Below are 24,696 nucleotides of genomic sequence, written 5' to 3'. Positions count from 1 at the left end.
ATGTACTCAAAAGGATTTTTCACATGAAATGTGCTTGTATTTGATCAATTTTGAAAAACTTCTCTTAACTTGGCACCATCAGTATGAGTAAAAAAGTTTCAATCAAGGATATTGCCAATCAGCTTGGGGTTTCCATCACAACTGTTTCTTTTGTAATTAACGGTAAGGCGAAAGAAAAGAATATTAGTCCGAAAGTTACGCAAGAGGTGTTAAATCTCGTCGCAGAATTGGGGTATCAACCCAATTCATTAGCCCAAAGTTTAAGAACGGGGAAGACTAAGATTATTGGTTTTTTAGTGGATGATATTTCGGAGCCATTTTTTGCTGGTATAGCAAGGTTTATTGATGAGAAGGCTTCGGAAGAGGGATATAAAATTTTATTCAGTAGCACAAGGGGTAGTACAAAAAAGGCCATAGAATTGTTAGGTATTTTCAAGGAACGTCATGTTGATGGCTATGTTATTGCGCTTCCTGAGGGATTGGAAGATGAAGTCAACAAATTTATTGAGGCTAAGACCCCAGTAGTTCTGTTCGACCGGTATGTAAAGTCGGTAGAGACCAACTATGTAATTATAGACAATAAAAATAGCATGGGTAATGCAACACGCCATTTAATAGCCAATGGATATAAGAATATAGGGCTAGTTACGATACACTCGGCCGAGCAACAAATGATCGATCGGCTTCAAGGTTATGAGGAGGCGATGATTTCCTCTAAATTGCCACTTTGTGTTAAGAAACTTGATTACAAGGTCACGGATTCGCCTGTGCAGGACATTATTGATTTTCTAAATACACAAACTCAACTTGATGCGGTAATTTTTTCAGCAAATTATATCTGTATGGATGGATTAAGGGCATTTAAAAAGATTGGCAAAAGGATTTGGACTGATTTGGCTATAGTTTCTTTTGATGATTTTGAATTGCTGGAATTCTGCACCCCACCTGTAACAGCAGTTGCCCAACCGCTGAAAGCTATTGCAGATCACATCATGAAAATACTACTGAATAAATTGAATACTGAGCATGACGGGGGAAAGCCGGAACAGGTAATTTTGCCTGCGTCTATCATCATCAGGGAATCATCGCTTAGCAAAAATATGCAATCTGCTAATAATTAAAATTCACTATATATGACCATATCAGTTTTGAAAAAGGAAAGCATCTTAGCTTTGACTTTAATCGGATTATCCTTCATTTCATTTGCGCAAAATAAGAAAACTACCAGGTTGCCTATACCACAAGAACAATGGCAAGAGCATTGGTGGGAGCACGATCTATTGGTTTCCCGTGTTTACTATGATGATAATGTTGCATTTTATTACGATAAAAATATGGATACTTCTGTGACCTGGCCTTTTAAGGCTATGTCTGATACCTGGGCGTATGTGAAGAAAACTTATGGCGATTTTGGACCTGATCCGAGGTTATATGTAGTTTTTCATAAAGTGGTAAATGGTAAACTTGCTGGCGGTCATCCATCTTCTTATTTTAATAAAAGTCACGATTACCACAATACACTAGATTGTGGCTTATCCGACTGGACTAAACCGACTGGCGAGCAAATTGGGATGCCAATTCATGAAATTGGTCATATTGTAACTGGAAATAGTCATGGAGTCAATGGCTCACCATCAGATGCATTGTGGGGAGACAGTAAGTTTATGGAAATATTCAATTACGATGTATTAATGAATATTGGAAGGAAGGATGAGGCTGAACGCGTTTTTATTCAAATGCAAACTCAATACGATGATTTTCCAAGATCAGGAAGTCAGTGGTTTAAAAATTGGTTTTACCCGATTTATGAAAAACATGGTAAAGCAGCGGTTTTAAATACCTATTTTGAATTGCTGGCTAGAAATTTTCCAAAAGATCAGCACAATAGTTTTACGAGAAATCTAAATTGGGGTGAATTTATTCATTTTTGGAGCGCAGCAGCGGGGGTAAATCTTAAAAAGCAGGCAGAACTGGCATTCGGCTGGAGCCCTGAATGGGAAAAGGAGCTAAAAACTGCGCAACACGACTTTCCATTAAAGTACAAATAAATATGCTTGGCCTAAAAAGATCTGTAGCCGCCTGTATCCTGATGTTATCATTGACCTGTGCTTGCAACGATGGGAAGGCAAGTCGGGAGGTTAAGCGATTTGCCTCTGTAACAGGTGTGAAACCCGAAAAGTTGCAAGCTTATAAGAAGTTGCATGCTGCTGCATGGCCTGGTGTATTAAAGCGTATCAGAGCTTCAAATATTCAGAACTATTCCATTTATTTGAAGCGAATTGAGGGTAAATATTATCTGTTTAGCTATTTCGAATATGTTGGTGATAATTTAGATCGTGACATGAGGAAAATGGCTGCAGATACAGTTACTCAACGCTGGTGGAAAGAGACTGATCCATGTCAGCAACCTTTGCCAGACGCTACTGAAAAGAGAAAAATATGGAGTGATATGGAAGAAGTTTTTCATACCAATTGATATGGCGGTTTTGGCCGGTTAGCTTTTTGTAATAATCATAATTTAATCACAGGATAATGCATGCTTTTCGTAGAAAAGTCTATTTCTTTTTTTACTAAAACGTTTTAGTTTTGGGTACACGGTTGTTTTTGAGCGCTGTGTAATTTTCAACCTTAACCCATAACCAAAACTGAATGAAAAAATTTTACACAAATTTCGTCAGGCAACTTTACTTACCTCAAGTAATTTGCCTAGGCATCGCATTAAATTTGCTTGTTTTGTTCTCACCGGCTAGCGCCCAGAACTCAAAAATCCGGATATCGGGTGTCGTAAAAGACACAACGGGCGTAGGAATACCGGGCGCAAGTGTTTTTTTAGAGCAGAACAGAAATGTTGGGACTGTTACTGATAACAATGGTAAATTTACTTTAGAGGTTGCGCCCTCCTCAAAAGTAATGATATCATCAGTAGGTTTCGTTACCCGAAGCTTCATTGCTGATCCAAACAAATTACAAATCAACATTACGCTTACATCAGACGATGGAGCTTTATCAGAAGTTGTGGTAACGGCTTTTGGTAAAAAGGAAAGGAGAGAGGCTGTTGTTGGCTCAGTAACGAGCATCAGCCCTGCAAAACTAAAAATTCCGTCCAGCAACTTGACCAATGCTATGGCGGGGCAAATTGCTGGTGTTGTGGCCTACCAGCGAAGTGGTCAGCCGGGATTGGACAATTCTACGTTTTTTATTAGGGGGGTAACCACCTTTGGTTATAAGCAGGATCCGTTAATATTGGTAGATAACGTGGAATTGACGGCTAATGACCTGGCCAGGCTTCAGGTGGATGACATTCAAAGTTTTTCGATTTTAAAAGATGCCAGTGCGACGGCCTTATACGGAGCACGCGGTGCAAATGGAGTAATCCTGGTCACTACAAAGGAAGGTGTAGAAGGAAAAGCTCAGGTGAACGTTCGTTTTGAAAATTCAATTTCCGAAGCGACGCAGCAAATCAATATTGCTGATCCAATAACTTACATGACGATGCTCAATGAAGCGATCAAAACAAGAAATGTTTTAGGAACACCTCGTTATTCACAGAACGATATTTATAATACACAGCAAACACTTGCGAATGCACCAGGAAGTAATCAGTATGTTTATCCAGCTGTGAACTGGCTCAATGAGCTTTTCAAAGAAAGGACAAATAATCAACGGTTAAATGCAAGCGTAAGCGGCGGCGGGAAAATAGCGCGGTATTATATCGGTACGTCTTATAATTTGGATAATGGAAATTTAAAGGTTAGTCCGGTCAACAATTTTAATAATAATGTGAAGTTGGAGAACTATCAACTTCGTTCAAATATTAATATCAATGTAACGCCAACTACTGAAATCGTCTTGAGGCTGTCTGGGACTTTTGATGAATATAATGGCCCTTTAACGGCAGATGGTTCTTTTGCTTCTGATTTGTATTTTAAAGCATTGCATACAAGTCCGGTTGACTTTCCCGCGTTCTTTCCTGAAAATGCCGCCTTAGGAATAGATACCCATATTTTATTCGGAAATAGAAGGGCGGGGACAGGAACTGACTTATATACAAATCCATATGCAGACATGATGAAGGGATTTAAGTCATTCTCAAGATCCAGAATGTCTGCACAATTGGAATTGAATCAGAACTTGGAATTTTTTACCAAAGGTTTGACCTTTAGAGGGATCTTTAATACCAATCGATATTCTTATTTTGATCTGTCCCGCTCTTATAAACCCTTCTATTATGATGTAGCGACATATGATCGTTTTACTAATGACTACACTTTAAATTGGTTAAATAGTAGTTCTGGACAAGCTACTGAATATCTGGATTATGCTGGCGGTGCAAATGATATCAATACATTTTTATATTTACAAGGCGTTTTAGACTACAGCAGACAAATTGGGCAAAATCATAATATTGCGGCTACTTTGATTGGCACACGTCAACAGACTTTGAAGGCGAATGCAATTGACCCGGCAACACTTACACCTACTTTACAATATTCTCTGCCTTACCGGAACTTAGGGCTTTCAGGGCGTACAACGTACTCATATGCTAGCAGGTACTTCCTAGAATTTAATTTTGGCTATAATGGTACAGAACGTTTTGCCGCTAAAAATCGGTATGGATTCTTTCCTACCATTGGAGCGTCCTGGCTAATTTCAAAGGAAAAATTTTGGGGTGATGGAATCAATAATGTTGTTAACAAATTGAAACTTAGAGGTAGTTATGGTCTTGTTGGTAACGATGCTATTGGTGCTCAACGCTTTTTTTACTTGTCAACTGTTAATTTGAATGGTGGTAACTCAGCTTCATTTGGTCAGGACAATGGGATTTCAAGGCCAGGTGTAAGTATTCAAAATTATGCAAATGATGATGTAACCTGGGAGAAATCGAAGCAGTTAAATATTGGATTAGAATTTACGTTATTTAAAAGCTTGAATATCATTGCAGAAGGGTATAAGCAAGATCGTTACGATATATTAATGCAACGTGTGGCAACAGCCACAAATGGCTTGGAAGCAGGCGTGAGCTCAAACATTGGAAAAGCTAAATCGAGGGGGGTAGATTTGTCTGCTGATTACAGTAAAACAATATCAAAATCTTTCTGGATGTCTGGGCGTGCAAACTTTACTTTCTCGCAGAATAGGTATGTAAATTACGAACAACCTGCTTATCAAGAGCCTTGGCGTATTCTGAATGGGCAGAAAATAGGGGTTAGATGGGGCTACATCGCGGAAAGATTATTTGTAGACGATAATGAGGCAGCGGCTTCTCCATCCCAACTTTTTAATAATGCAAACCCTCCTAAAGGGGGTGATATTAAGTATCGCGATATGAATGGTGATGGAAAGATCACAGCGGCCGATCAAGTGTTTTTAGGTTTGCCTGAAACTCCGGAAATCGTTTACGGATTTGGTATTTCAAGTGGGTTCAAAAATTTCGACTTATCTGCATTTTTCCAGGGTGTTGGTAGAACTTCTTTCTTTATTGATCCTAGAAGTACCAGCCCATTTTTGAATAATCGTCAGGTACTGCAGCCATTTGCAGATAGTTATTGGTCTGAAGAAAAGCAAAACCTATATGCTAAGTTCCCAAGATTAGGATTAAATGCAAACGATGTAGAGAACAATATGCAGACCAGCTCATGGTGGATGCGCGATGGGGCATTTATAAGACTGAAATCCCTGGAATTGGGTTATACCATTCCGGATAAGATAACTAAGAGAGCTTTTATACAAAAATGCAGGATTTACTTTAACGCACTTAATTTGGTAACCTTCAGCAGATTTAAAGATTGGGATCCGGAATTATCCTCAAATGGTTTTAGTTATCCATTGCAGAAGGTGTACAACATTGGCCTAAACATTAACTTATAATAACGACCAGCTATGAAATTTCAAATACAACTATTAACTGGTGCACTTTTATTTGTGACTTCCTTTACATCATGTAAGAAATATTTAGACGTTACCCCAGATAATGTCGCAACCATTGATTATGCCTTTCGTAATCGTAACGAAACGGAAAATTACCTTTTTACTTGTTATTCAACATTACAGCGCATGACCATTGGGCCAAGCGATCCTGCCTTTACAAGTTCAGGGGAGATTTACTATCCAAATAACTTAGACGAAGCGACACTTGGTGGGGGTAATGATGTTGGTTTTCGTATACTAAATGGAAACCAGAACTCTGATAATCCAGCTTTAAATTATTGGAACGGTCAAAATCTAGGACAATCTCTTTTTACTGCCATTCGGAGATGTAATATCTTTTTGGAAAATATTGACAAGCCAAAAGATTTGCCTCAATTTGAAAAAAGCAGATGGATTGCAGAGGTAAAGTTTTTAAAAGCTTACTATCATTATTATTTGCTTCGTATGTATGGACCAATACCTTTAATACGTACAAACGCAGCAATTGATGCAAGTACGGAAGAACTTAGGGTGAAGCGTGAACCAGTTCAGGTGGCTTTTAAATATGTTGAAGATCTTATTGATGAGGCAACACCTGATTTGCCAACTACGATACAAAACCCTGTTCAGGGTTTAGGACGGATAACACAGCTTATAGCATTGTCGCTAAAGGCAGAAATATTAACGACAGAAGCGAGTCCATTCTTTAATGGAAATCCTGATTATGCAGGATTTAAAGATAAGGATGGCACCCAACTTTTTCCGGTGGTGTATGATCCGGAAAAGTGGAGAGTTGCAATGAACGCTTGCAGATTAGCGATTGACTATTGTATTGGAAATAATTTAGCGTTGTATAAATTTATTGCACCGGGAAATTTTCCAACGCTGCCTGACCGATTAAAAACGATAATGGACATTAAGCAAAGCATCACAGAAAAGTGGCAGCTAAATCCAGAACTAATTTGGGCAACGAACAATACTTTTGGAAATCAGAATATGTCTATCCCTAGATTGAATTCTGAAATGGTAGAAAATTTAGGTGGTGCACCTGGAAACTTCGCCGTGCCTATTGTAATGGCAGAGTTGTTTTACACTAAAAATGGCGTTCCTATGAACGAGGATAAGGCCTATGATTATCGGGGGCGCTATACTGTTGATAATGTTCCATCATCTGAGGAATATGTGTTGGAATCGGGTTATGAAACTGTTAAAATGCATATGGGGCGTGAACCAAGGTTTTATGCAGACCTGGCATTTGACGGAAGCAAGTATCTGGGCAATGGAAATGTAACCCCAACAGATCTTTTTCATGTTGAAGCAAGAGGAGCCACCTCTGTAGCTGGACCAAAAGATAATGTCAGGGTAAATGTTTCCGGTTATTGGCCGCAAAAGTTGGTGAGCTATCAATCTGTTTATGGCAAAGATGTAACGGAAAACAGTTACCATATGCCTTTGATTCGTCTTGCCGGGTTGTATTTAATGTATGCTGAAACCGTAAATGAAGTCAACGGGCCAACTGCTGAAGCCTTCAAATATATTGATCTTGTTCGGGAAAGAGCCGGATTAGAAGGTGTAAAAGACTCTTGGACCAAATATTCTTCAAATCCTACAAAGCCGGATACTAAAAACGGACTTCGTTCAATCATACAACAGGAGAGAAGGATTGAACTCTGTTTTGAAGGTAGGATAGGTTGGGACTTAAGAAGGTGGAAAGTAATGCAACAAGTATTAAGTACGCCATTGCAGGGATGGAATATCTCAGAGGAATCTGCCGTAGGTTATTACAGACAAAGAAATTTAGCGATACCTGTATTTGGTTTAAAGGATTACTTATGGCCGATAAAATATGATGAATTGATAATTAACCCAAATCTTGTACAAAATCCTTACTGGTAAATTCTTCCACGCTAAAAAAAGACGATTATGAAATTTATTCAATTGAATGCGAGAAGCAACTTCGCCAGTATATTAATGCTGACTTTAGGAAGTATGCTTTTATTAATGGTTTCTTGTAAAGAAACCGAAGGCTTTAACACAGCTGTTTCTAGCGATCCTACCAAGCCTTCACAAGTGACTGCGGTAAAAGTTGATAATTACGCTGGTGGAGCTGTAATCACTTATTCTCTGCCAAAGACTGATAACTTGCTATATATTATGGCAGAGTACCGCATTAATGATCGGGTGGTGAGGCAGTCAAAGTCCTCTTATTATACCGATACAATTCGGGTAGAGGGGTTTGAAAAAAGTCAGGATTATGATGTGACCTTATACGCTGTGTCCAGAGCGGAAGTAAAGTCAGACCCAATGACAGTTAAAGTTCATCCTCAGATACCTTCTTACCTTGCCGTTCGTCCATCGGTGATGATGCAAGCGGATTTTGGAGGCGTTAATGTTGTGGCAAGTAACCCGGATAAGCAACCAATTGGAGTTATTGTGATCTCTACAGATGCAACAACCGGAAAGCTTCTTCCAGTGGAACAGTACTATACAACAGTAGCAAATGTAAATTTTAGTGTGCGTGGTTACGATGCAATTGAGCGAGACTTTGGAGTATATATTACTGATAGATGGGGGAATATCTCTGACACGCTGAAGGCTAAGATCACACCAATTTTTGAAGAACTCGTTCCTAAGTCAGGTTTTAGTGAGTATCGTCTTGCCTCGGATGCTACGCTTGGGGCTACCGGCCTTGGATGGAACACTACCCGGTTATGGGATGACAATACGAAGGATCCGGGATGGCATACTGAAGCGGGCTCAGGGAAGCCATTACAAATTTGCACATTTAGCATTGGTAAGCTGACTAAACTTAGTAGGTATAAACTTTGGGAAAGAGGTGAAGCCTTTGGGAATAATTATGCCTATAAACATGCAAATGCTAAAACATGGACGTTATGGGGGTCTGACAAAACTGCACCACAAGATATAGAATTGCCTTTGACTTCAGAATATGGTACAGTTGTGGGCGATTGGGTTAACCTGGGTAATTTCACATGTCCACCACCGCCATCAGGAAGTTCGCCGAATCAAATTACGCCTGCGGATTTGGCTGCAGTATATGCTGGCTTTGAATTCAATATTCCATTAAGTGCACCCAAAGTAAAGTTTATCCGTTTGGCTGTAAGTTCTACATGGGGTAAAACGGATTTTGCACACGTGATGGAATTATCCTTTTACGGAAATACCAAATAATGTCAGATTTTAAAACAGCTAATATGAAATTTAATATATATATCCTAACTGCCTGCATTGCCACTTTATTTTTGGTTAATAGCTGTAGTAAAGACGCGCTTGATTACAGAGACTACCTCGACGGCGCAGAGAAAACATATCCCGGACTTCCAAAGCAAATACAGGCGGCTCCAGGAAACCATAGAGTAACCCTTTCATGGCATCCCAGTCCTGATCCAACTGTAACCCAGTATAGAATATTCTGGAATAATGGTGCTGATTCTGTTCAATTCAATTCAAATAATCATAATCCAGCGGATATGATTTCTAAAATGATTGAGAATTTAAATGAATATGATTATTCATTTACGGTGTATTCTTATGACCAAAAAGGAAATCGTTCTGTTCCAGTTGCTATTAATAATGTTAAAGTTTATGGCGAAAGTTACGCAGCAAGTTTAACGAATAGGTTTTTAAATGTAGCTACCCCATATGATCTGGGTACAAGTGGAATTACCTTGAATTTTGAAAAAGCAGATACAATTAATGTGGCTACGGAGATTAAATACACGATGAATGACAATATGATTAAATCGTTAACAATTGATTCTTCTGTATACTCAATTTATCTGCCTGGTTATAAATCAGGTACACCAATTTTATACAAATCAAGTTACAAGCCTGTAAGTAATGCTATTGACATATTCACGACTACAGATTATACAAGTCTGTCAAATATTATTATTCCGTTAGACAAATCCTTATTTAAGGAAGTTCATGTTACAAATGATGTGGGTACTTACAACGGCTCAACATCTCTTAGTCAAATATGGAATGGAAACACTAGTCCAACAGGGTATCCGGATATCTTTCACAGTGATGGAAGCCATCCGCTTCCGCATCAGTTGACATTTGATTTAGGAAAAATATATACTGGTTTATCTCAGTTTGAAATTATAGGTCGCGACTGTTGTAATAATCCAGTTAGATTTGAGATTTGGGGAGTATCGGTTTTAGATGCCTCAACGATTACAGCAACCCCTCCAAACGTAGCTGGATGGAGCCAGGAAATGCAAGGCAGGGGCTGGAGTTTACTGAAAGATGTGACTCGTACTGATGATGGGAAAGCACCATATAAAGTGAAGTTTGATGAAAATTCAATTCCTGTGCGATACATTAGAATCAGGGTAATTGGCACCTCAAGTGGAGATGCTGCCTATAGTAACATCAGTGAAGTATCTTTCTGGTATAAATAACAAGGACAAAAATAGAAATGACAAAACAAATTTTAAAACCATTATTGGTTTCTTTCATCCTGTTGCTGTGTTACAGCAGCAGGATTTCTGCCAATACAACTAAACTGATTTCGAAAAAAGGATTTAACCTTACTTTCGTCACTCCAAGCTCCTGGCATAACGAAGCCGTGAACCAACATTTGATAGAGGTGTTTTTCAAGGTTTATCCAAAACTTGTTAAGACTTTCAATAAGGACGCCACAAGAAATGTAAAAGTATCTGTAGATAGTCTTTATGACGGTGTTGCTTATGCAAACAATGGCGCTATTGTAATCAGTCAGGCTTGGTTGGAAAAACATCCTGAGGATACAGATCTATTAACCCACGAAGTAATGCATCTTGTACAGGCCTACCCAAATGGCAGTGGTCCGGGATGGTTAACAGAAGGAATTGCAGACTACGTACGGTTTAAATTTGGCGTGGATAATAAAGGAGCAGGATGGTCTTTGCCGGCTTTTAAAAGTTCATTTAGCTATACCAATAGCTACCGTGTGACGGCAGGCTTTTTAAATTGGCTGGAAGCAGAACACAATGGTCTGGTTAAATCTGCAGACAAATTACTTCGTGCCAAAACCTTCACCAATGATTTTTGGGAAAAACAAACTGGTAAGTCATTAGACTCGCTTTGGGATGATTATGCCAAACAAGCATCTAAAACAACATAAACACAATAAATACGCAAATGAAAACAGGAAACTTTAATATGATAAGAACGATGGTCCTTGCTGTTATAGCAGGTCTTTGCATCAGTATCACTAGTTATGCGCAGGATACAAAAAAACCGACGGTTTCGTTAAGAGAAGCACAACAGGATTTTGTAAATTTAGGTTTTGGAATGTTCATCCATTACAATATCCCAACTTATATGAATGATGATTGGGCTGATCCGGATGCTTCTCCGTCAATTTTTAACCCAAAGAAATTAAATGCTGAGCAATGGGCTAAAGCAGCGAAGTCGGCAAATATGTCTTATGGTTGTTTAACAACAAAGCACCATAGTGGTTTCGCAATTTGGGATACTAAAACTACAGATTATAGTGTGATGAACAGCCCGTATAAAAAAGACGTGGTACGGGAATATGTAAATGCTTTTCGCAAGCAGGGCCTGGGAGTAGCACTTTATTATTCTATTCTGGACACACACCATAAATTGCGCCCTGGGCATATTACTCCGGTCCATATAAAAATGATTAAACAACAGCTTACTGAATTGATGACTAACTATGGTGAAATTAAGGCGCTAATCATAGATGGCTGGGATGCGCCTTGGTCAAGAATTTCCTATGATGATGTTCCTTTTGAAGAAATGTATACATTAATAAAATCTCTTCAGCCAAGTTGCGTAGTGATGGACTTAAATTCTGCAAAATATCCAGCAGAAGCATTATTTTATACAGATATCAAATCTTATGAGCAAGGTGCGGGTCAACACATTTCGAAAGAAAGCAACCGTCTTCCTGCACTTGCTTGCCTGCCTTTACAGGAGAATTGGTTTTGGAAAGAGTCATTCCCAACAACAGCGGTGAAATCACCTGAAAAAATGATTAAGGAGAATGCCCTTCCATATAATCAGATCTATTGTAACTTTCTTTTAAATGTTGCACCGAATCGTGATGGATTGATTGATGACAATGCTATAGTTGCACTGAAAGAAATGGGTAAACTATACCAGCCAGTTTCATCTTTACCTAAATTCCCGGAAGGACCGGCACCGATCATTTCACCGAACCTGGCTAAATTTAAACCTGCTGATGGCAGCTGGAGTGATGATATGAATATTATGGACTTTGGTAATGATGATAATTTTGGCACTTCCTGGAGTTCTAATCCTTCGGTTAAAAATCCTTGGTTTGAAATTGACCTTCAAAAAGATCAAAGATTTAATACGATCGTAATTACTGAAAGGAGACCGAATATTAATAGTTATAGACTAGAGTATTTTTCGAATGGGGTATGGAAGCCGCTTACTTCAGGAAATGAAACGAATAAAGTAAAAATTCATCGGTTTGAAAGCGTATGGGGAGGGAAAGTTAGGATCTTGATAGATGGGTCTAAATCTAACCCATCAATTGCTGAATTTGGTGTTTATAATGAACGAAGGTTGTAATTCTGGTTATTGTTCAGTTAGTAAATAATAATGTTATAACTTTATCAAAGATAAAACTCAAATATAATCTGATGAAACACTTTTTTCTTTTTAACGTGATGATTGCTTTCTTCTTTCTTAACCAGGCATCAGCTCAAAAAGCTCTTGCGGAAGAAGATGTGGTAGCTTACGTTAATCCCTTAATGGGTACACAATCTAAAATTGACCTTTCTAACGGAAACACCTACCCAGCCATTGCTTTACCCTGGGGCATGAATTTCTGGACCCCGCAAACGGGAAAAATGGGAGATGGATGGCAGTATACCTATGACGCTGACAAGATCCGCGGATTTAAGCAAACGCATCAGCCAAGTCCCTGGATGAACGATTACGGTCAGTTTTCAATTATGCCAGTAACGGGTAAGCTAAAATTTAAGGAAGATGACCGTGCAAGCTGGTTTTCGCACAAATCTGAAACCGTAACACCTTATTATTATAGTGTTTATCTTGCTGATGCGGATGTTAGTACTGAAATTACGCCTACTGAAAGAGCAGCGCAGTTCCGATTTACTTTCCCTAAATCAGAGGAATCTTATGTTGTTGTAGATGCGTTTGATAAAGGGTCATATGTTAAAATTATTCCTGCTGAACGAAAAATTGTGGGTTACAGCACAAAACATGCACATGGAACTCCTAAGAACTTTAAAAACTACTTTGTGATTTATTTTGATAAAGCATTTGCATCTGCCAATACTTTTAAGGGAAACGATCTTTTAAATGATGTTTTAGAACAGACTGCAGATCATACTGGTGCTGTGATCGGTTTTAAAACAACTAAAGCCGAAAGGGTAAATCTGAAGGTGGCTTCCTCGTTTATCAGCATTGAGCAGGCAGAACTTAATTTAAAAAGGGAATTGACAGGCGACAATTTTGAGCAGACTAAAGCCAGGGCAAAAAGTATATGGAACAAAACCCTGAGCCGTTTAACTGTTGAAGGTGGTACCCTGGATCAGAAACGTACTTTTTACAGTTGCCTTTACCGCACCTTGTTTTTTCCGAATAAATTGTACGAATTGGATGCCAGCAATAAGGTAGTACACTGGAGTCCATACAATGGCAATGTTTTACCTGGATATATGTTTGGTGGTACAGGTTTTTGGGATACTTTCAGGGCACTATATCCCTTCTTAAATTTAATGTACCCCGCAATCAATAAGGAAATGCAGGAAGGCTTGGCCAATGATTATAAAGAAGGGGGATGGCTGCCGGAATGGTCGAGTCCTGGGTATGCGAACATAATGGTTGGTAATAATTCTGCCGCTGTGGTTGCTGATGCTTATATTAAAGGCCTGAGGGGATATGACGTTAATACTTTGTGGGAAGCTGTAAAACACGGGGCCAATAATGAAGGACCGATGACTGCTGTTGGTCGTGCTGGTGTTAAGTATTACAATGAACTTGGCTACGTGCCGTATGATGTAAATATTAATGAAAATGCCGCCAGGACGCTTGAGTATGCTTATGATGACTTTGCCATTTACCAATTGGGCAGAGCTCTGGGTAAACCTGCCGCTGAGATTGAGGTGTATAAAAACCGGGCGATGAACTATAAAAAACTATTTGATCCGGCCAGTGGTTTGATGCGCGGCAAAAATAAGGATGGTAAGTTCCAGTCGCCATTTAATCCTTTTAAATGGGGAGATGCATTTACAGAAGGCAACAGCTGGCATTATTCATGGTCGGTATTTCAGGATATTGACGGCCTCTCCAGGCTGATGGGCGGAAAAAATAAGTTCATCGAGAAGCTGGATTCAGTATTTACCCTTCCTCCTGTGTATGACGATAGTTATTACGGAGGCACGATTCATGAGATCAGAGAAATGCAAATTGCAAACATGGGTCAATACGCACATGGCAACCAGCCGATTCAGCATATGATTTATTTGTACAATTATGCGGGTCAACCCTGGAAAACCCAATACTGGGCGAGGGAGACGATGAACAGGATGTACAAAGCTACACCGGATGGTTATTGTGGTGACGAAGACAACGGACAAACGTCTGCCTGGTACGTATTTTCTGCCTTAGGATTTTATCCCGTTACGCCAGCGGTAGACCAGTATGTTTTGGGTGCACCCTTGTTTAAAAAAGTAACTTTGAATTTGGAGAACGGTAAAAAAGTGATCATAAATGCCAGCTCAAACAGTGCATCGAATAAGTACATTAAGGCATTTAAGTACAATGGTAGGCTTTATGGGAAGAACTGGATTAGTCATGCCTCATTGATGAAGGGGGCTACTATTGACATCGATATGTCTGACCAGCCCAATACATTACGTGGAACAAAACAGGAAGATTTTCCCTATTCCATTTCTGCAGAAAAATAAACAACTCTGATTAATTCTTTTAGGAAGCCATTGTGATTAAGATCATGATGGCTTCTTCACAAGCGTATAGTACACTAGAATTTGTGATGGGACCTAAGCCCAATTTGCTAAATACCAATTAATATGGTATCATAGCGGCATGAAATCTATTTTTTCGAACTTAACATTTCAAGTGCTGCTGGCGATTGCGCTTGGCGTAACAGTAGGTGCGTTTTTTCCCGGTTTTGCACCACATGCTAAGTTGATCAGTCAAAGTTTTATCAATATGATCAGCATGCTCATTGCGCCGATTATATTTTTTACCATCGTTTTAGGTATCGCTCATATGGGGGATATGAAAAAAGTAGGACGTGTTGGTGGAAAGGCTTTGTTGTATTTTGAGATTGTAACCACATTGGCCATTGCAATAGGTATGGTAGTGGCCAATGTATTAAAACCTGGTGAAGGGATTAAGGTGCCGCAGGGGGATAGCTCTAAAATCCAGACTTACGCAGATCAGGCAGGTGGGATCAATTGGCTGGAATTTATTTCGCACATTATTCCTCATAATGTATTTGAGTCTTTTACCAAGGGCGACATTTTGCAAATTCTCTTTTTTGCGATTCTTTTTGGTTATGGATTGAGTAAACTTGCTGAAGATGGCAAATCCTTGCTGGGTACTTTTGAGAAAATCAGCAAAGTGCTGTTTAACATCATGAAAGTAGTGATGCGTTTCGCTCCGCTGGGTGCCTTTGGTGGTATGGCTTATAGTGTGGGAACTTATGGCTTGCATACCCTATTGCCAATGGCCAAACTAATGGGATCGGTTTATTTAACCTGCATCCTGTTTATTTTTGTGGTACTCAACGGCATTTGCCGTTATTATAAATTTAGCCTTTGGCAATATTTGAAATACATTCGCCAGGAAATTCTGATTGTTTTGGGTACCTCTTCATCTGAATCGGTTTTGCCCAGTATGATGCAGAAGATGGAAGCCATTGGGTGTAAAAAATCTGTGGTAGGATTGGTTATCCCTACCGGTTATTCATTTAACCTGGACGGGACTGCGATTTACCTTTCTATGTCGGTTATATTTTTGTGTCAGGTTTTTGGCGTATCGCTGAGCATAGGGCAGCAGCTTTCTGTACTGGCCGTATTAATGGTAACGAGTAAAGGTGCTGCAGGGGTAACGGGAAGTGGATTTATTGTATTGGCTTCTACTTTAACTGCGCTTAAAATCATGCCAGTTGAGCACATCGCAATTTTGCTGGGTGTAGATAGATTTATGTCTGAAGCCCGCGCAATCACCAATATGATAGGTAATGGAATTGCTACAATTGTAATTGCAAAAAGTGAGAACGAATTTGATGAGGCTAAGTATCAGCTGGCTATTCAGCCTGCCGCAATAGAAAAGGCAGAGGAGAATGTTTAATTAATGGCTCATTTAAATAATTATGGACTTGATATTGCATTCCATTTTACTTAGGTTTGCAACAAAAAAATAGAAACATGAGTGTTTTAGTAAATAAGGATTCGAAAGTTATTGTTCAGGGTTTTACCGGAAATGAAGGTTCATACCATGCTTCGCAAATGATAGAATACGGAACTAATCTTGTTGGCGGGGTTACTCCTGGTAAAGGCGGTCAAACGCATCTTGATAAACCTGTATTTAATACTGTTAAAGATGCTGTAGATCAGGCTGGTGCCAATGTGTCTATTATTTTTGTGCCACCTGCTTTTGCTGCAGATGCGGTAATGGAAGCTGCTGAGGCTGGAATTAAAGTGATTGTTTGTATTACTGAAGGTATCCCGACAAAGGATATGATTCAGGTTAAAGAATATATTTCTGATAAAGATTGTATCCTGATTGGTCCTAACTGTCCGGGTGTAATTACTGCAGATGAAGCTAAAGTGGGTATTATGCCAGGCTTTATCTTTAAAAAAGGTAAAATTGGTGTGGTATCTAAATCAGGTACTTTAACTTATGAGGCTGTTGACCAGGTTGTAAAAGCTGGTATGGGCATCTCTACTGCAATTGGTATTGGTGGTGACCCAATTATTGGTACTACCACTAAACAAGCTGTTGAATTGCTAATGAACGATCCTGAAACTGAAGGTATCATCATGATTGGTGAAATTGGTGGCGGTATGGAAGCTGAAGCTGCACTTTGGATTAAAGATAACGGTACGAAACCTGTAGTAGGTTTTATCGCTGGTCAGACTGCACCTGCGGGTCGTAGAATGGGGCATGCTGGTGCCATTGTTGGTGGTGCTGATGATACTGCTGCTGCTAAAATGAAAATTATGGCAGAGTGTGGGATTACTGTAGTAGAAAGTCCTGCTGAAATTGGTGCTGCTATGGTAGCATTGATGAACAAGTAAGCAAATACAAGTTTTGATATAGGAGCCCTGGTGACAACATCACCGGGGCTTTTTTTTTGGCCTGAACTGAATGACTGAATTATGGCAATGCAGCTAAACTATTGTGCCTCCTTAAGCGTATATTAGTATATACACAAATGCTATGAATGCAATGATCGGTAAAACAGTGGTATTGGGCGGAATGTTGTGGCTAAGCAGTCTGCTCGCCTGCGCTCAAAAACAAGAAAAAACTAAAGAGGTAGTACTACCTAAAAAAACGACAAACCGTATGGAGTGGAATAAATTAACGAAAGAGGAAGAAGCTGTAATTGTGCATAAAGGCACGGAGTATCCGGGTACCGGAAAGCTGCTGAACAATAAAGAAAAAGGTACATATGTTTGCAGGCGTTGTGATGCTCCGTTATACCGTTCTGAGTCAAAATTTGAGTCGGAATGCGGATGGCCAAGTTTTGATGATGAAATTAAAGGTGCTGTGATCAGGATTCCCGATGCCGATGGCATGCGTACAGAAATTGTTTGCTCGAATTGTAAGGCGCACCTGGGGCATGTCTTCTTTGGTGAAGGATTTACAGCGAAGAATACAAGGAACTGTGTGAACTCTATTTCTATGAAATTTGTTCCTGATAAGAAATAGTTTAATTAAGGAGGAAATTTTAGGTGTGCCTGAGGATAAATCCTTAGGCATTTTTTGTTTCTAAGCATTTTGTTTGTTTATGTTTGCCTGCTCACCAACTAAAGTAAATAGATGAAGTATTGTTTATTGTTATGCGGTATGTTACTTTCCTTTACAGGATTCGCACAAAATACAGGCACTGCGCAGGATGAAAATCCAGCATTGAGCAGCCTTGATAAAACCAAAAGGACCGGAATTTCCGGCAAATCTGACAACACCATTACCAAAACCGGTTTTGCTACTTATTACGCTAAAAAGTTTGAAGGAAGACGTACAAGCAGTGGAGCAAAATATCGTGCTAAAAAGATGACTGCCGCTCACCTTCATTTGCCATTTGGAACTATTGTAACGGTTACCAACCTTAGCAATGGTAAGTCTGTAGAGGTAGAAGTAAACGACAGAGGCCCTCATTCAAAAAAATATATGATTGATATTTCTGAAGGCGCAGCTAAAGAACTTGGGTTTTACAGGATGGGGCAGTCACGTGTAGAAATTAGTTATACACTTCCTGAAGACGAAGAGGCAGATTAAGTCCTCCGCTTTAACTTTAACCCGGTTAAAGTCAGTTTTTTAAAATTTTCCACAAATTTTATATACAAATGCCGCACTGTAAAAACCTACAATGCGGCATTTTTTAGCGTAATAAATGCGTCATTTTCTCCTCATGCTGTGGATAAAAATGGACGCTTGTTAAGAACTATTCTGCTGAACCCGAGCTCGCTTACTTTATATTTGTTAACACAACGTTCATATACAAACCACTACAATTTTTCTTGTTAAGGTGTTGGTATTTAATTATTTGAGGTTTGACGATCTTATTCAGGTCAATTAAATCCTTTAGTTAAATACGGCTTGGTTGACGATTTAGATTTATGGGGAATATTGAATGAACTTTGTGGATTATTTACATTTATAAAACTGGTGCATATGCAAGAAGAAGAAGTATTATTAAGGGAAAATAAAGACAGGTTTGTTTTATTGCCTATTAAATATCCAGCCATCTGGGAAATGTACAAAAAGAGTGAGGCGAGTTTCTGGACTGCTGAGGAAATTGACTTGTCTGACGATCAGAAACATTGGGATAACCTTAATGATGGTGAGCGACATTTTATTTCTCATATTCTTGCTTTCTTTTCTGCCAGTGACGGAATTGTGAATGAAAACCTTGCGGTAAATTTCATGAGCGAGGTTCAATTGCCTGAGGCCCGTTGCTTTTACGGTTTCCAGATCATGATGGAAAATATCCATTCGGAGACCTATGCGTTACTGATCGATACTTACATTAAAGATCCGGAAGAAAAAGACCGTCTGTTTCATGCTATAGAAACTGTACCTTGCGTTAAGCGTAAGGCAGAATGGGCATTACGCTGGATTGATAACGGTAATTTTGCGGAACGATTGGTGGCTTTTGCAGCAGTTGAAGGGATTTTCTTCAGCGGATCTTTCTGTTCTATTTTCTGGTTGAAGAAACGCGGACTGATGCCGGGATTGACATTTAGCAATGAACTTATCTCAAGAGATGAGGGTTCTCATTGTGAATTTGCATGCCTGTTGTATGGAATGCTGAAAAATAAATTGAGCGAAGAGCAGGTTCATGGAATCATTAGCGATGCCGTGGAAATTGAAAAAGAATTTGTCACCGATGCGCTTCCTGTTGCCTTAATTGGCATGAATGCTAAATTGATGTCGCAGTATATTGAATTTGTTGCTGACAGATGGTTGCAGGAATTGGGTTACAGCAAAATATATAACGCAACCAATCCTTTCGACTTTATGGAAATGATTTCCCTGCAGGGGAAAACCAATTTCTTTGAAAAAAGGGTAGGAGATTACCAGAAAAGTGGTGTGCTGACCTCTTCTGAAGATAAAGCTGCGGCTTTTTCTCTGGATGACGATTTTTAGCCAGCTACAACTATTTATTTGGCGTTCTCAAACTACTAATAAAGAATTACTACTTAATACCTGAAAAATATGTTTGTACTAAAAAGAGATGGCCGCAAAGAAGCGGTGAGATTTGATAAGATAACTGCCCGGATAGAAAAGTTATGTTATGGTTTTAACGCGGAATTGGTTGATCCAATTGATGTGGCTAAAAAGGTGATTGAAGGATTGTACGATGGCGTAACAACTTCAGAACTTGATAATCTTGCTGCGGAGACTGCCGCCTCTTTGACAACCAAGCATCCTGATTATGCTCTTTTAGCCTCTCGTATTGCAGTGTCTAACTTGCATAAAAATACCACCAAGTCGTTTTCTAAAACGATGGAAATGCTGTATAATTATATTGATGAGAAAACAGGTAAACCTTCTTCTCTGATTGCAGATGATGTATGGGAAGTAATCAAAGAAAATGCTGATATCCTTGATAGTACCATTATTTACGACAGGGATTTTGGTTTTGACTATTTCGGTTTTAAAACCCTGGAAAAATCATATTTGCTAAAAGTTGAAGGCCAGATTGTAGAGCGTCCGCAACATTTATTTATGCGTGTTGCAGTAGGTATCCATAAAGAAGATATTGATAGTGCTATTGCTACCTACAATTTGATGAGCGAGCGTTGGTTTACACATGCTACTCCTACCTTATTTAATGCTGCTACTCCAAAACCTCAAATGTCGTCTTGCTTTTTGTTAACTATGCAGGATGATAGTATTGAAGGAATTTATGATACGCTGAAACAAACTGCTAAGATTTCACAAAGTGCAGGAGGAATTGGTTTAAGTATTCACAACATCCGTGCTACAGGCGCTTATATTGGTGGAACTAACGGTACCAGTAATGGTATTGTGCCAATGCTAAAGGTATTTAACGATACTGCCCGCTATGTGGATCAGGGTGGAGGTAAACGTAAAGGTGCTTTTGCCATTTACTTAGAGCCTTGGCATGCCGACGTTTTTGCCTTCCTTGACTTGCGTAAAAACCATGGTAAAGAGGAAATGCGTGCGCGTGATTTGTTCTATGCACTATGGGTTTGCGATTTGTTTATGAGACGTGTGGAAGAGAATGGCGACTGGAGTTTATTCTCTCCTGATGAAGCTCCTGGCTTGTCAGATTGCCATAGTTCGGAATTTGATGCTTTATATGAGCGTTATGAGAAGGAAGGACGTGCACGTAAAGTAGTTAAAGCACAAGAGCTTTGGTTTGCGATCTTAGACTCGCAAATTGAGACTGGTACACCTTATTTGTTATACAAAGATGCTGCTAACAGTAAATCTAACCAGCAAAACCTGGGAACGATTAAAAGCTCTAACTTATGTACAGAGATTATAGAATACACTTCTAAAGATGAGGTTGCCGTTTGTAACCTTGCCTCTTTAGCCTTGCCAAGATATGTAGTGAATGGTGAGTTTGACCACCAGCGGTTATATGACGTGACTTATCAGGCAACGATTAACCTGAATAAAATTATTGACCATAATTATTACCCGGTAGAGGAAGCAAGAAATTCAAATATGCGCCATAGGCCTGTTGGTTTGGGTGTACAGGGTCTTGCGGATGCATTTATTTTAATGCGTTTACCTTTTGAAAGTGAAGGTGCCCGTATTTTGAACAAAGAGATTTTTGAAACCATCTATTTTGCGGCAATGACTGCATCAAATGACCTTGCTGTAAAACATGGCCCTTACCAAAGTTTTGAAGGTTCACCTTTATCTAAAGGCCAGTTTCAATTTGACCTTTGGAATGTAACTCCGGATAGTGGCCGTTGGGACTGGGATACCTTGCGTACCAAAGTAATGAAAGATGGTGCTTATAACTCTTTATTGGTTGCGCCAATGCCTACAGCATCTACTTCGCAAATTTTGGGCAATAACGAATGTTTTGAGCCCTACACTTCTAATATCTACACTCGTCGTGTTTTGAGCGGTGAGTTTGTGGTTGTGAATAAACACTTGTTAAAAGATCTTGTTGCTTTAGGTTTATGGAACCCTGCAATGAAAGACAGGATTATTTTAGCGAATGGTTCTATCCAGGACATTGCCGAGATTCCTGATTACATTAAAGAGCTGTATAAAACTGTTTGGGAGATTAAAATGCGAAGTATCATTGATATGGCTGCAGACCGTGGTGCTTACATTTGCCAGTCGCAATCTTTAAACTTATTTATCAATGCACCAAATACTTCAAAACTGACTTCTATGCACTTCTATGCATGGAAAAAAGGATTGAAAACTGGTATGTATTACCTGCGTACACAAGCGGCTTCTCAAGCTGTTAAGTTTACAGTAGAGAACCAGGCTGGTAAAAATATGGAGCCGGTAATTCCTGAACATATGGAAGCAGCACAGGTAGCTGAAGAGATTACTGATGGACCTGTTTGTTCTATGGAAGAGGGCTGCATTAGCTGCTCGGGTTAGAGGATCAGGACTAATAGAATAAAGAACAAGGACTAGTAGAATAAAGACCAGGGACTAATAGAATAAAGAACAAGGATCAGAGCGCACACCAGCTTTGATCCTTTTTTTGTTTTTGCTATCTTTGCGGGGTAATCAGCTAATCTTTAATCTGTTCATCCTTAATCCTTATTCCTTACTCCATCACAAACTTTGCCGGGTAATCATCTAATCTTTTCATCCTTATTCCTTACTCCTTAATCCAAACTCGTTACACCAAATGGCTAAGCACGAAATCATATCTTGTGAACGATGCAGTACTCCCATAGAGTGCAAGGCTAATTCTTACACCAAATGTCAGTGTAGTGCTGTGCAGCTCAATTTAAATGAGGTACAATACATCAGTGAGTTATATGATGGTTGTCTTTGTGCAAAATGTCTGTTTGAACTACAGCAGGAATATAAAGATGCTATAGCATCATAGCCGATCTGAACGGCCCTACTTTTATTTATTTTGGTTAACTTTGCGACAAATTATTTGTTAACTAAGAATGGCTAAAGTACAAGTTGGATTGGTGCAGATGAGCTGCAGCAATAATAAACAGGAAAATTTAGATAAAGCGATTGCGAAAATCCGCGAAATTGCTGCTCAGGGCGCGCAAGTGGTGTGTTTGCAAGAGCTATTTACTTCGCTTTATTTTTGCGATGAAGAAGACTATGAAAACTTTAAGCTTGCAGAGGCCATTCCCGGCCCATCTACAGATGTTTTGTCTGTGGTGGCTAAAGAACTTAATGTGGTAATTGTAGCCTCTTTGTTTGAAAAAAGAGCGGAAGGTTTATACCATAATACCACGGCTGTATTAGATGCAGATGGTAGTTATTTAGGTAAATACCGTAAGATGCACATCCCGGATGATCCTGGGTTTTATGAGAAATTTTACTTCACTCCTGGTGATCTGGGATACAAAGTTTTTAAGACAAAATATGCGAAGATTGGCGTGCTGATTTGCTGGGATCAGTGGTATCCGGAAGCTGCACGTTTAACTGCTTTAATGGGGGCGGATTTCTTGGTATATCCAACTGCAATAGGCTGGGCGACTACACAAGACGAAGATACCAACGTTGAACAATACAATGCCTGGCAGACTATGCAACGCGCTCATGCCATTGCCAATGGTGTACCTGTGGTGAGCATCAACAGGGTAGGAGAAGAAGCTGGCGTTTCCTTTTGGGGAGGGTCGTTTGTATCCAATCCTTTTGGGTCATTGCTGTACCAGGCATCACACGATAAAGAGGAGCTAAAGGTTGTGGAACTGGATTTGTCCAAATCTGACAGTTACCGGACCCACTGGCCGTTTTTACGTGACAGAAGAATTGATAGTTATGCACAAATTACAAAAAGATATATAGATGACGAGTCTGTTTGATCACTCGCCAAGAAGGGCTGGTTACCGTTTTCCGGCTGAATGGGAAAAACATGAGGCTACATGGCTTACATGGCCACATAAGGAAGCTTCCTGGCCTGGTAAAATTGAGAGCATTTATGCGCCTTACTGCGAATTTATTAAAGTAGTAGCACAGGGAGAGAAGGTAAGGATCAATGTTAATGATGAAAAAACCAAGGCATTTGCGATTGGTAAATTACAGGAAGCTGGGGCAGACCTTGCTCAGATTGAGTTTTATTTTAATCCCAGCAACGATGCCTGGTGTCGTGACCATGGGCCGGCATTTTTAATTAATCCGGCTTCGGAGCAAAAGAAGGTGGTTGTAGACTGGGGTTATAATGCATGGGGTGGTAAATATCCTCCATTTGAACTTGATGATGTGATTCCGACTCGGATTGGCGATCATTTCAATTTACCGGTATTCAATCCGGGAATTGTAATGGAAGGAGGATCTGTTGAATTTAATGGCGCAGGTACAATTTTGACGTCAAGGGCTTGTTTGCTTAACGAAAATAGAAATCCACACTTGAGTAAGGAGCAAATTGAGGAATATTTATTGGAATGCTATGGTGCCTTACAGGTGCTTTGGGTTGGTGACGGGATTGTTGGTGACGATACTGATGGTCATATTGATGACATTACCCGTTTTGTTAATCCAAATACCGTTTTAACAGTAATTGAGTCGAATCCCTTGGATGAAAACTATCTGTTACTTCAGGAAAATCTGAAAGAATTAAAAGCAATGCGTTTAATTAACGGTATGCCTTTAAATATCGTAGAATTGCCAATGCCTTCGCCAGTGATCCATGAGGATACACGGTTGCCTGCATCGTATGCCAATTTTTATATTGCAAATGCAGCTGTTATTGTGCCTACGTTTAGAGATGTTAATGATTCAATTGCATTGGAGATTATTCAGGGTGTATTTCCTGATCGTAAGGTAGTTGGCATAGATTCAACAGATATCATCTGGGGATTGGGTAGTTTCCACTGTTTAAGTCAGCAGGAACCCCTCGTATAATTTAATAAAAGAATAACT

Annotated in this window: 19 protein-coding genes; all 19 read left to right on the top strand. The window is 39.5% G+C overall.

The genetic code is table 11. The features are described 5' to 3' along the window. The first annotated feature begins 83 nt into the window (after positions 1 to 83). The 19 genes from LPB86_RS19725 to LPB86_RS19635 all read left to right on the top strand — a co-directional run bounded on the left by LPB86_RS19725 (position 84) and on the right by LPB86_RS19635 (position 24,678). A complete protein-coding gene (locus LPB86_RS19725) occupies positions 84 to 1,121 on the top strand; it encodes a LacI family DNA-binding transcriptional regulator (RefSeq protein WP_230693140.1) in 1,038 nt (345 codons plus the stop codon). Positions 1,122 to 1,133: 12 nt separating this feature from the next. Further along, positions 1,134 to 2,048, top strand: coding sequence for a hypothetical protein (locus LPB86_RS19720; RefSeq protein WP_230693139.1), 915 nt, complete (start codon positions 1,134 to 1,136; stop codon positions 2,046 to 2,048). 2 nt (positions 2,049 to 2,050) lie between these two features. Next, positions 2,051 to 2,476, top strand: a complete 426-nt coding sequence (locus tag LPB86_RS19715; protein WP_230693138.1) for an L-rhamnose mutarotase — start codon at positions 2,051 to 2,053, stop codon at positions 2,474 to 2,476. 173 nt (positions 2,477 to 2,649) lie between these two features. Next, positions 2,650 to 5,868, top strand: a complete 3,219-nt coding sequence (locus LPB86_RS19710; RefSeq protein WP_230693137.1) for a TonB-dependent receptor — start codon at positions 2,650 to 2,652, stop codon at positions 5,866 to 5,868. Positions 5,869 to 5,880: 12 nt separating this feature from the next. Further along, a complete protein-coding gene (locus LPB86_RS19705) occupies positions 5,881 to 7,803 on the top strand; it encodes a RagB/SusD family nutrient uptake outer membrane protein (RefSeq protein WP_230693136.1) in 1,923 nt (640 codons plus the stop codon). A gap of 27 nt (positions 7,804 to 7,830) precedes the next feature. Continuing rightward, positions 7,831 to 9,099, top strand: a complete 1,269-nt coding sequence (locus LPB86_RS19700; RefSeq protein WP_230693135.1) for a DUF4959 domain-containing protein — start codon at positions 7,831 to 7,833, stop codon at positions 9,097 to 9,099. A gap of 23 nt (positions 9,100 to 9,122) precedes the next feature. After that, the gene (locus tag LPB86_RS19695; RefSeq protein WP_230693134.1) at positions 9,123 to 10,334 is read left to right on the top strand and encodes a DUF4998 domain-containing protein; all 1,212 of its coding nucleotides are present in this window, start codon (positions 9,123 to 9,125) and stop codon (positions 10,332 to 10,334) included. Positions 10,335 to 10,351: 17 nt separating this feature from the next. Next, complete coding sequence (locus LPB86_RS19690; protein ID WP_230693133.1) at positions 10,352 to 11,038, top strand: basic secretory family protein; 687 nt, start codon at positions 10,352 to 10,354, stop codon at positions 11,036 to 11,038. A gap of 17 nt (positions 11,039 to 11,055) precedes the next feature. Next, positions 11,056 to 12,480 carry an alpha-L-fucosidase gene (locus LPB86_RS19685; protein WP_230693132.1) on the top strand — a complete coding sequence of 475 codons (1,425 nt, stop codon included), beginning with the start codon at positions 11,056 to 11,058 and terminating at the stop codon, positions 12,478 to 12,480. Between the two features lie 71 nt (positions 12,481 to 12,551). Next, positions 12,552 to 14,846, top strand: coding sequence for a GH92 family glycosyl hydrolase (locus LPB86_RS19680; RefSeq protein WP_230693131.1), 2,295 nt, complete (start codon positions 12,552 to 12,554; stop codon positions 14,844 to 14,846). A gap of 139 nt (positions 14,847 to 14,985) precedes the next feature. Beyond that, positions 14,986 to 16,257 (top strand): C4-dicarboxylate transporter DctA, encoded by a 1,272-nt coding sequence (gene dctA / locus LPB86_RS19675; protein WP_230693130.1) that lies wholly within the window; start codon positions 14,986 to 14,988, stop codon positions 16,255 to 16,257. A gap of 77 nt (positions 16,258 to 16,334) precedes the next feature. Further along, positions 16,335 to 17,207 carry a succinate--CoA ligase subunit alpha gene (sucD, locus tag LPB86_RS19670; RefSeq protein ID WP_230693129.1) on the top strand — a complete coding sequence of 291 codons (873 nt, stop codon included), beginning with the start codon at positions 16,335 to 16,337 and terminating at the stop codon, positions 17,205 to 17,207. A gap of 142 nt (positions 17,208 to 17,349) precedes the next feature. Continuing rightward, entirely contained in the window at positions 17,350 to 17,841 is a 492-nt protein-coding gene (locus tag LPB86_RS19665; RefSeq protein WP_230693128.1) for a methionine-R-sulfoxide reductase, read from the top strand. Between the two features lie 138 nt (positions 17,842 to 17,979). Beyond that, a complete protein-coding gene (locus LPB86_RS19660) occupies positions 17,980 to 18,411 on the top strand; it encodes a septal ring lytic transglycosylase RlpA family protein (protein ID WP_230693127.1) in 432 nt (143 codons plus the stop codon). A 396-nt stretch (positions 18,412 to 18,807) separates the two neighbouring features. Continuing rightward, positions 18,808 to 19,782, top strand: a complete 975-nt coding sequence (locus LPB86_RS19655) for a ribonucleoside-diphosphate reductase small subunit (protein ID WP_230693126.1) — start codon at positions 18,808 to 18,810, stop codon at positions 19,780 to 19,782. A gap of 69 nt (positions 19,783 to 19,851) precedes the next feature. Then, positions 19,852 to 22,236, top strand: a complete 2,385-nt coding sequence (locus LPB86_RS19650; RefSeq protein WP_230693125.1) for a ribonucleoside-diphosphate reductase subunit alpha — start codon at positions 19,852 to 19,854, stop codon at positions 22,234 to 22,236. Positions 22,237 to 22,492: 256 nt separating this feature from the next. Further along, entirely contained in the window at positions 22,493 to 22,696 is a 204-nt protein-coding gene (locus LPB86_RS19645) for a cysteine-rich CWC family protein (RefSeq protein ID WP_230693124.1), read from the top strand. A gap of 67 nt (positions 22,697 to 22,763) precedes the next feature. Further along, a complete protein-coding gene (locus LPB86_RS19640; RefSeq protein ID WP_230693123.1) occupies positions 22,764 to 23,639 on the top strand; it encodes a carbon-nitrogen hydrolase in 876 nt (291 codons plus the stop codon). Continuing rightward, entirely contained in the window at positions 23,623 to 24,678 is a 1,056-nt protein-coding gene (locus LPB86_RS19635; protein ID WP_230693122.1) for an agmatine/peptidylarginine deiminase, read from the top strand. The genes LPB86_RS19640 and LPB86_RS19635 overlap by 17 nt, the downstream gene beginning before the upstream one ends. Positions 24,679 to 24,696: the final 18 nt, after the last annotated feature.

The organism is Pedobacter sp. MC2016-14, from assembly GCF_020991475.1.
Lineage (GTDB): Bacteria > Bacteroidota > Bacteroidia > Sphingobacteriales > Sphingobacteriaceae > Pedobacter.
The sequence above is the reverse complement of the archived record's forward strand: the minus strand, read 5'-3'. Positions and strand labels throughout refer to the sequence as shown.

What these genes read in the sequence shown, in the direction of transcription:
- LPB86_RS19725 (WP_230693140.1), top strand. Translation starts at nt 84, where the DNA reads ATGAGTAAAAAAGTTTCAATCAAGGATATTGCCAATCAGCTTGGGGTT.
- LPB86_RS19720 (WP_230693139.1), top strand. Translation starts at nt 1,134, where the DNA reads ATGACCATATCAGTTTTGAAAAAGGAAAGCATCTTAGCTTTGACTTTA.
- LPB86_RS19715 (WP_230693138.1), top strand. Translation starts at nt 2,051, where the DNA reads ATGCTTGGCCTAAAAAGATCTGTAGCCGCCTGTATCCTGATGTTATCA.
- LPB86_RS19710 (WP_230693137.1), top strand. Translation starts at nt 2,650, where the DNA reads ATGAAAAAATTTTACACAAATTTCGTCAGGCAACTTTACTTACCTCAA.
- LPB86_RS19705 (WP_230693136.1), top strand. Translation starts at nt 5,881, where the DNA reads ATGAAATTTCAAATACAACTATTAACTGGTGCACTTTTATTTGTGACT.
- LPB86_RS19700 (WP_230693135.1), top strand. Translation starts at nt 7,831, where the DNA reads ATGAAATTTATTCAATTGAATGCGAGAAGCAACTTCGCCAGTATATTA.
- LPB86_RS19695 (WP_230693134.1), top strand. Translation starts at nt 9,123, where the DNA reads ATGAAATTTAATATATATATCCTAACTGCCTGCATTGCCACTTTATTT.
- LPB86_RS19690 (WP_230693133.1), top strand. Translation starts at nt 10,352, where the DNA reads ATGACAAAACAAATTTTAAAACCATTATTGGTTTCTTTCATCCTGTTG.
- LPB86_RS19685 (WP_230693132.1), top strand. Translation starts at nt 11,056, where the DNA reads ATGAAAACAGGAAACTTTAATATGATAAGAACGATGGTCCTTGCTGTT.
- LPB86_RS19680 (WP_230693131.1), top strand. Translation starts at nt 12,552, where the DNA reads ATGAAACACTTTTTTCTTTTTAACGTGATGATTGCTTTCTTCTTTCTT.
- dctA (WP_230693130.1), top strand. Translation starts at nt 14,986, where the DNA reads ATGAAATCTATTTTTTCGAACTTAACATTTCAAGTGCTGCTGGCGATT.
- sucD (WP_230693129.1), top strand. Translation starts at nt 16,335, where the DNA reads ATGAGTGTTTTAGTAAATAAGGATTCGAAAGTTATTGTTCAGGGTTTT.
- LPB86_RS19665 (WP_230693128.1), top strand. Translation starts at nt 17,350, where the DNA reads ATGAATGCAATGATCGGTAAAACAGTGGTATTGGGCGGAATGTTGTGG.
- LPB86_RS19660 (WP_230693127.1), top strand. Translation starts at nt 17,980, where the DNA reads ATGTTACTTTCCTTTACAGGATTCGCACAAAATACAGGCACTGCGCAG.
- LPB86_RS19655 (WP_230693126.1), top strand. Translation starts at nt 18,808, where the DNA reads ATGCAAGAAGAAGAAGTATTATTAAGGGAAAATAAAGACAGGTTTGTT.
- LPB86_RS19650 (WP_230693125.1), top strand. Translation starts at nt 19,852, where the DNA reads ATGTTTGTACTAAAAAGAGATGGCCGCAAAGAAGCGGTGAGATTTGAT.
- LPB86_RS19645 (WP_230693124.1), top strand. Translation starts at nt 22,493, where the DNA reads ATGGCTAAGCACGAAATCATATCTTGTGAACGATGCAGTACTCCCATA.
- LPB86_RS19640 (WP_230693123.1), top strand. Translation starts at nt 22,764, where the DNA reads ATGGCTAAAGTACAAGTTGGATTGGTGCAGATGAGCTGCAGCAATAAT.
- LPB86_RS19635 (WP_230693122.1), top strand. Translation starts at nt 23,623, where the DNA reads ATGACGAGTCTGTTTGATCACTCGCCAAGAAGGGCTGGTTACCGTTTT.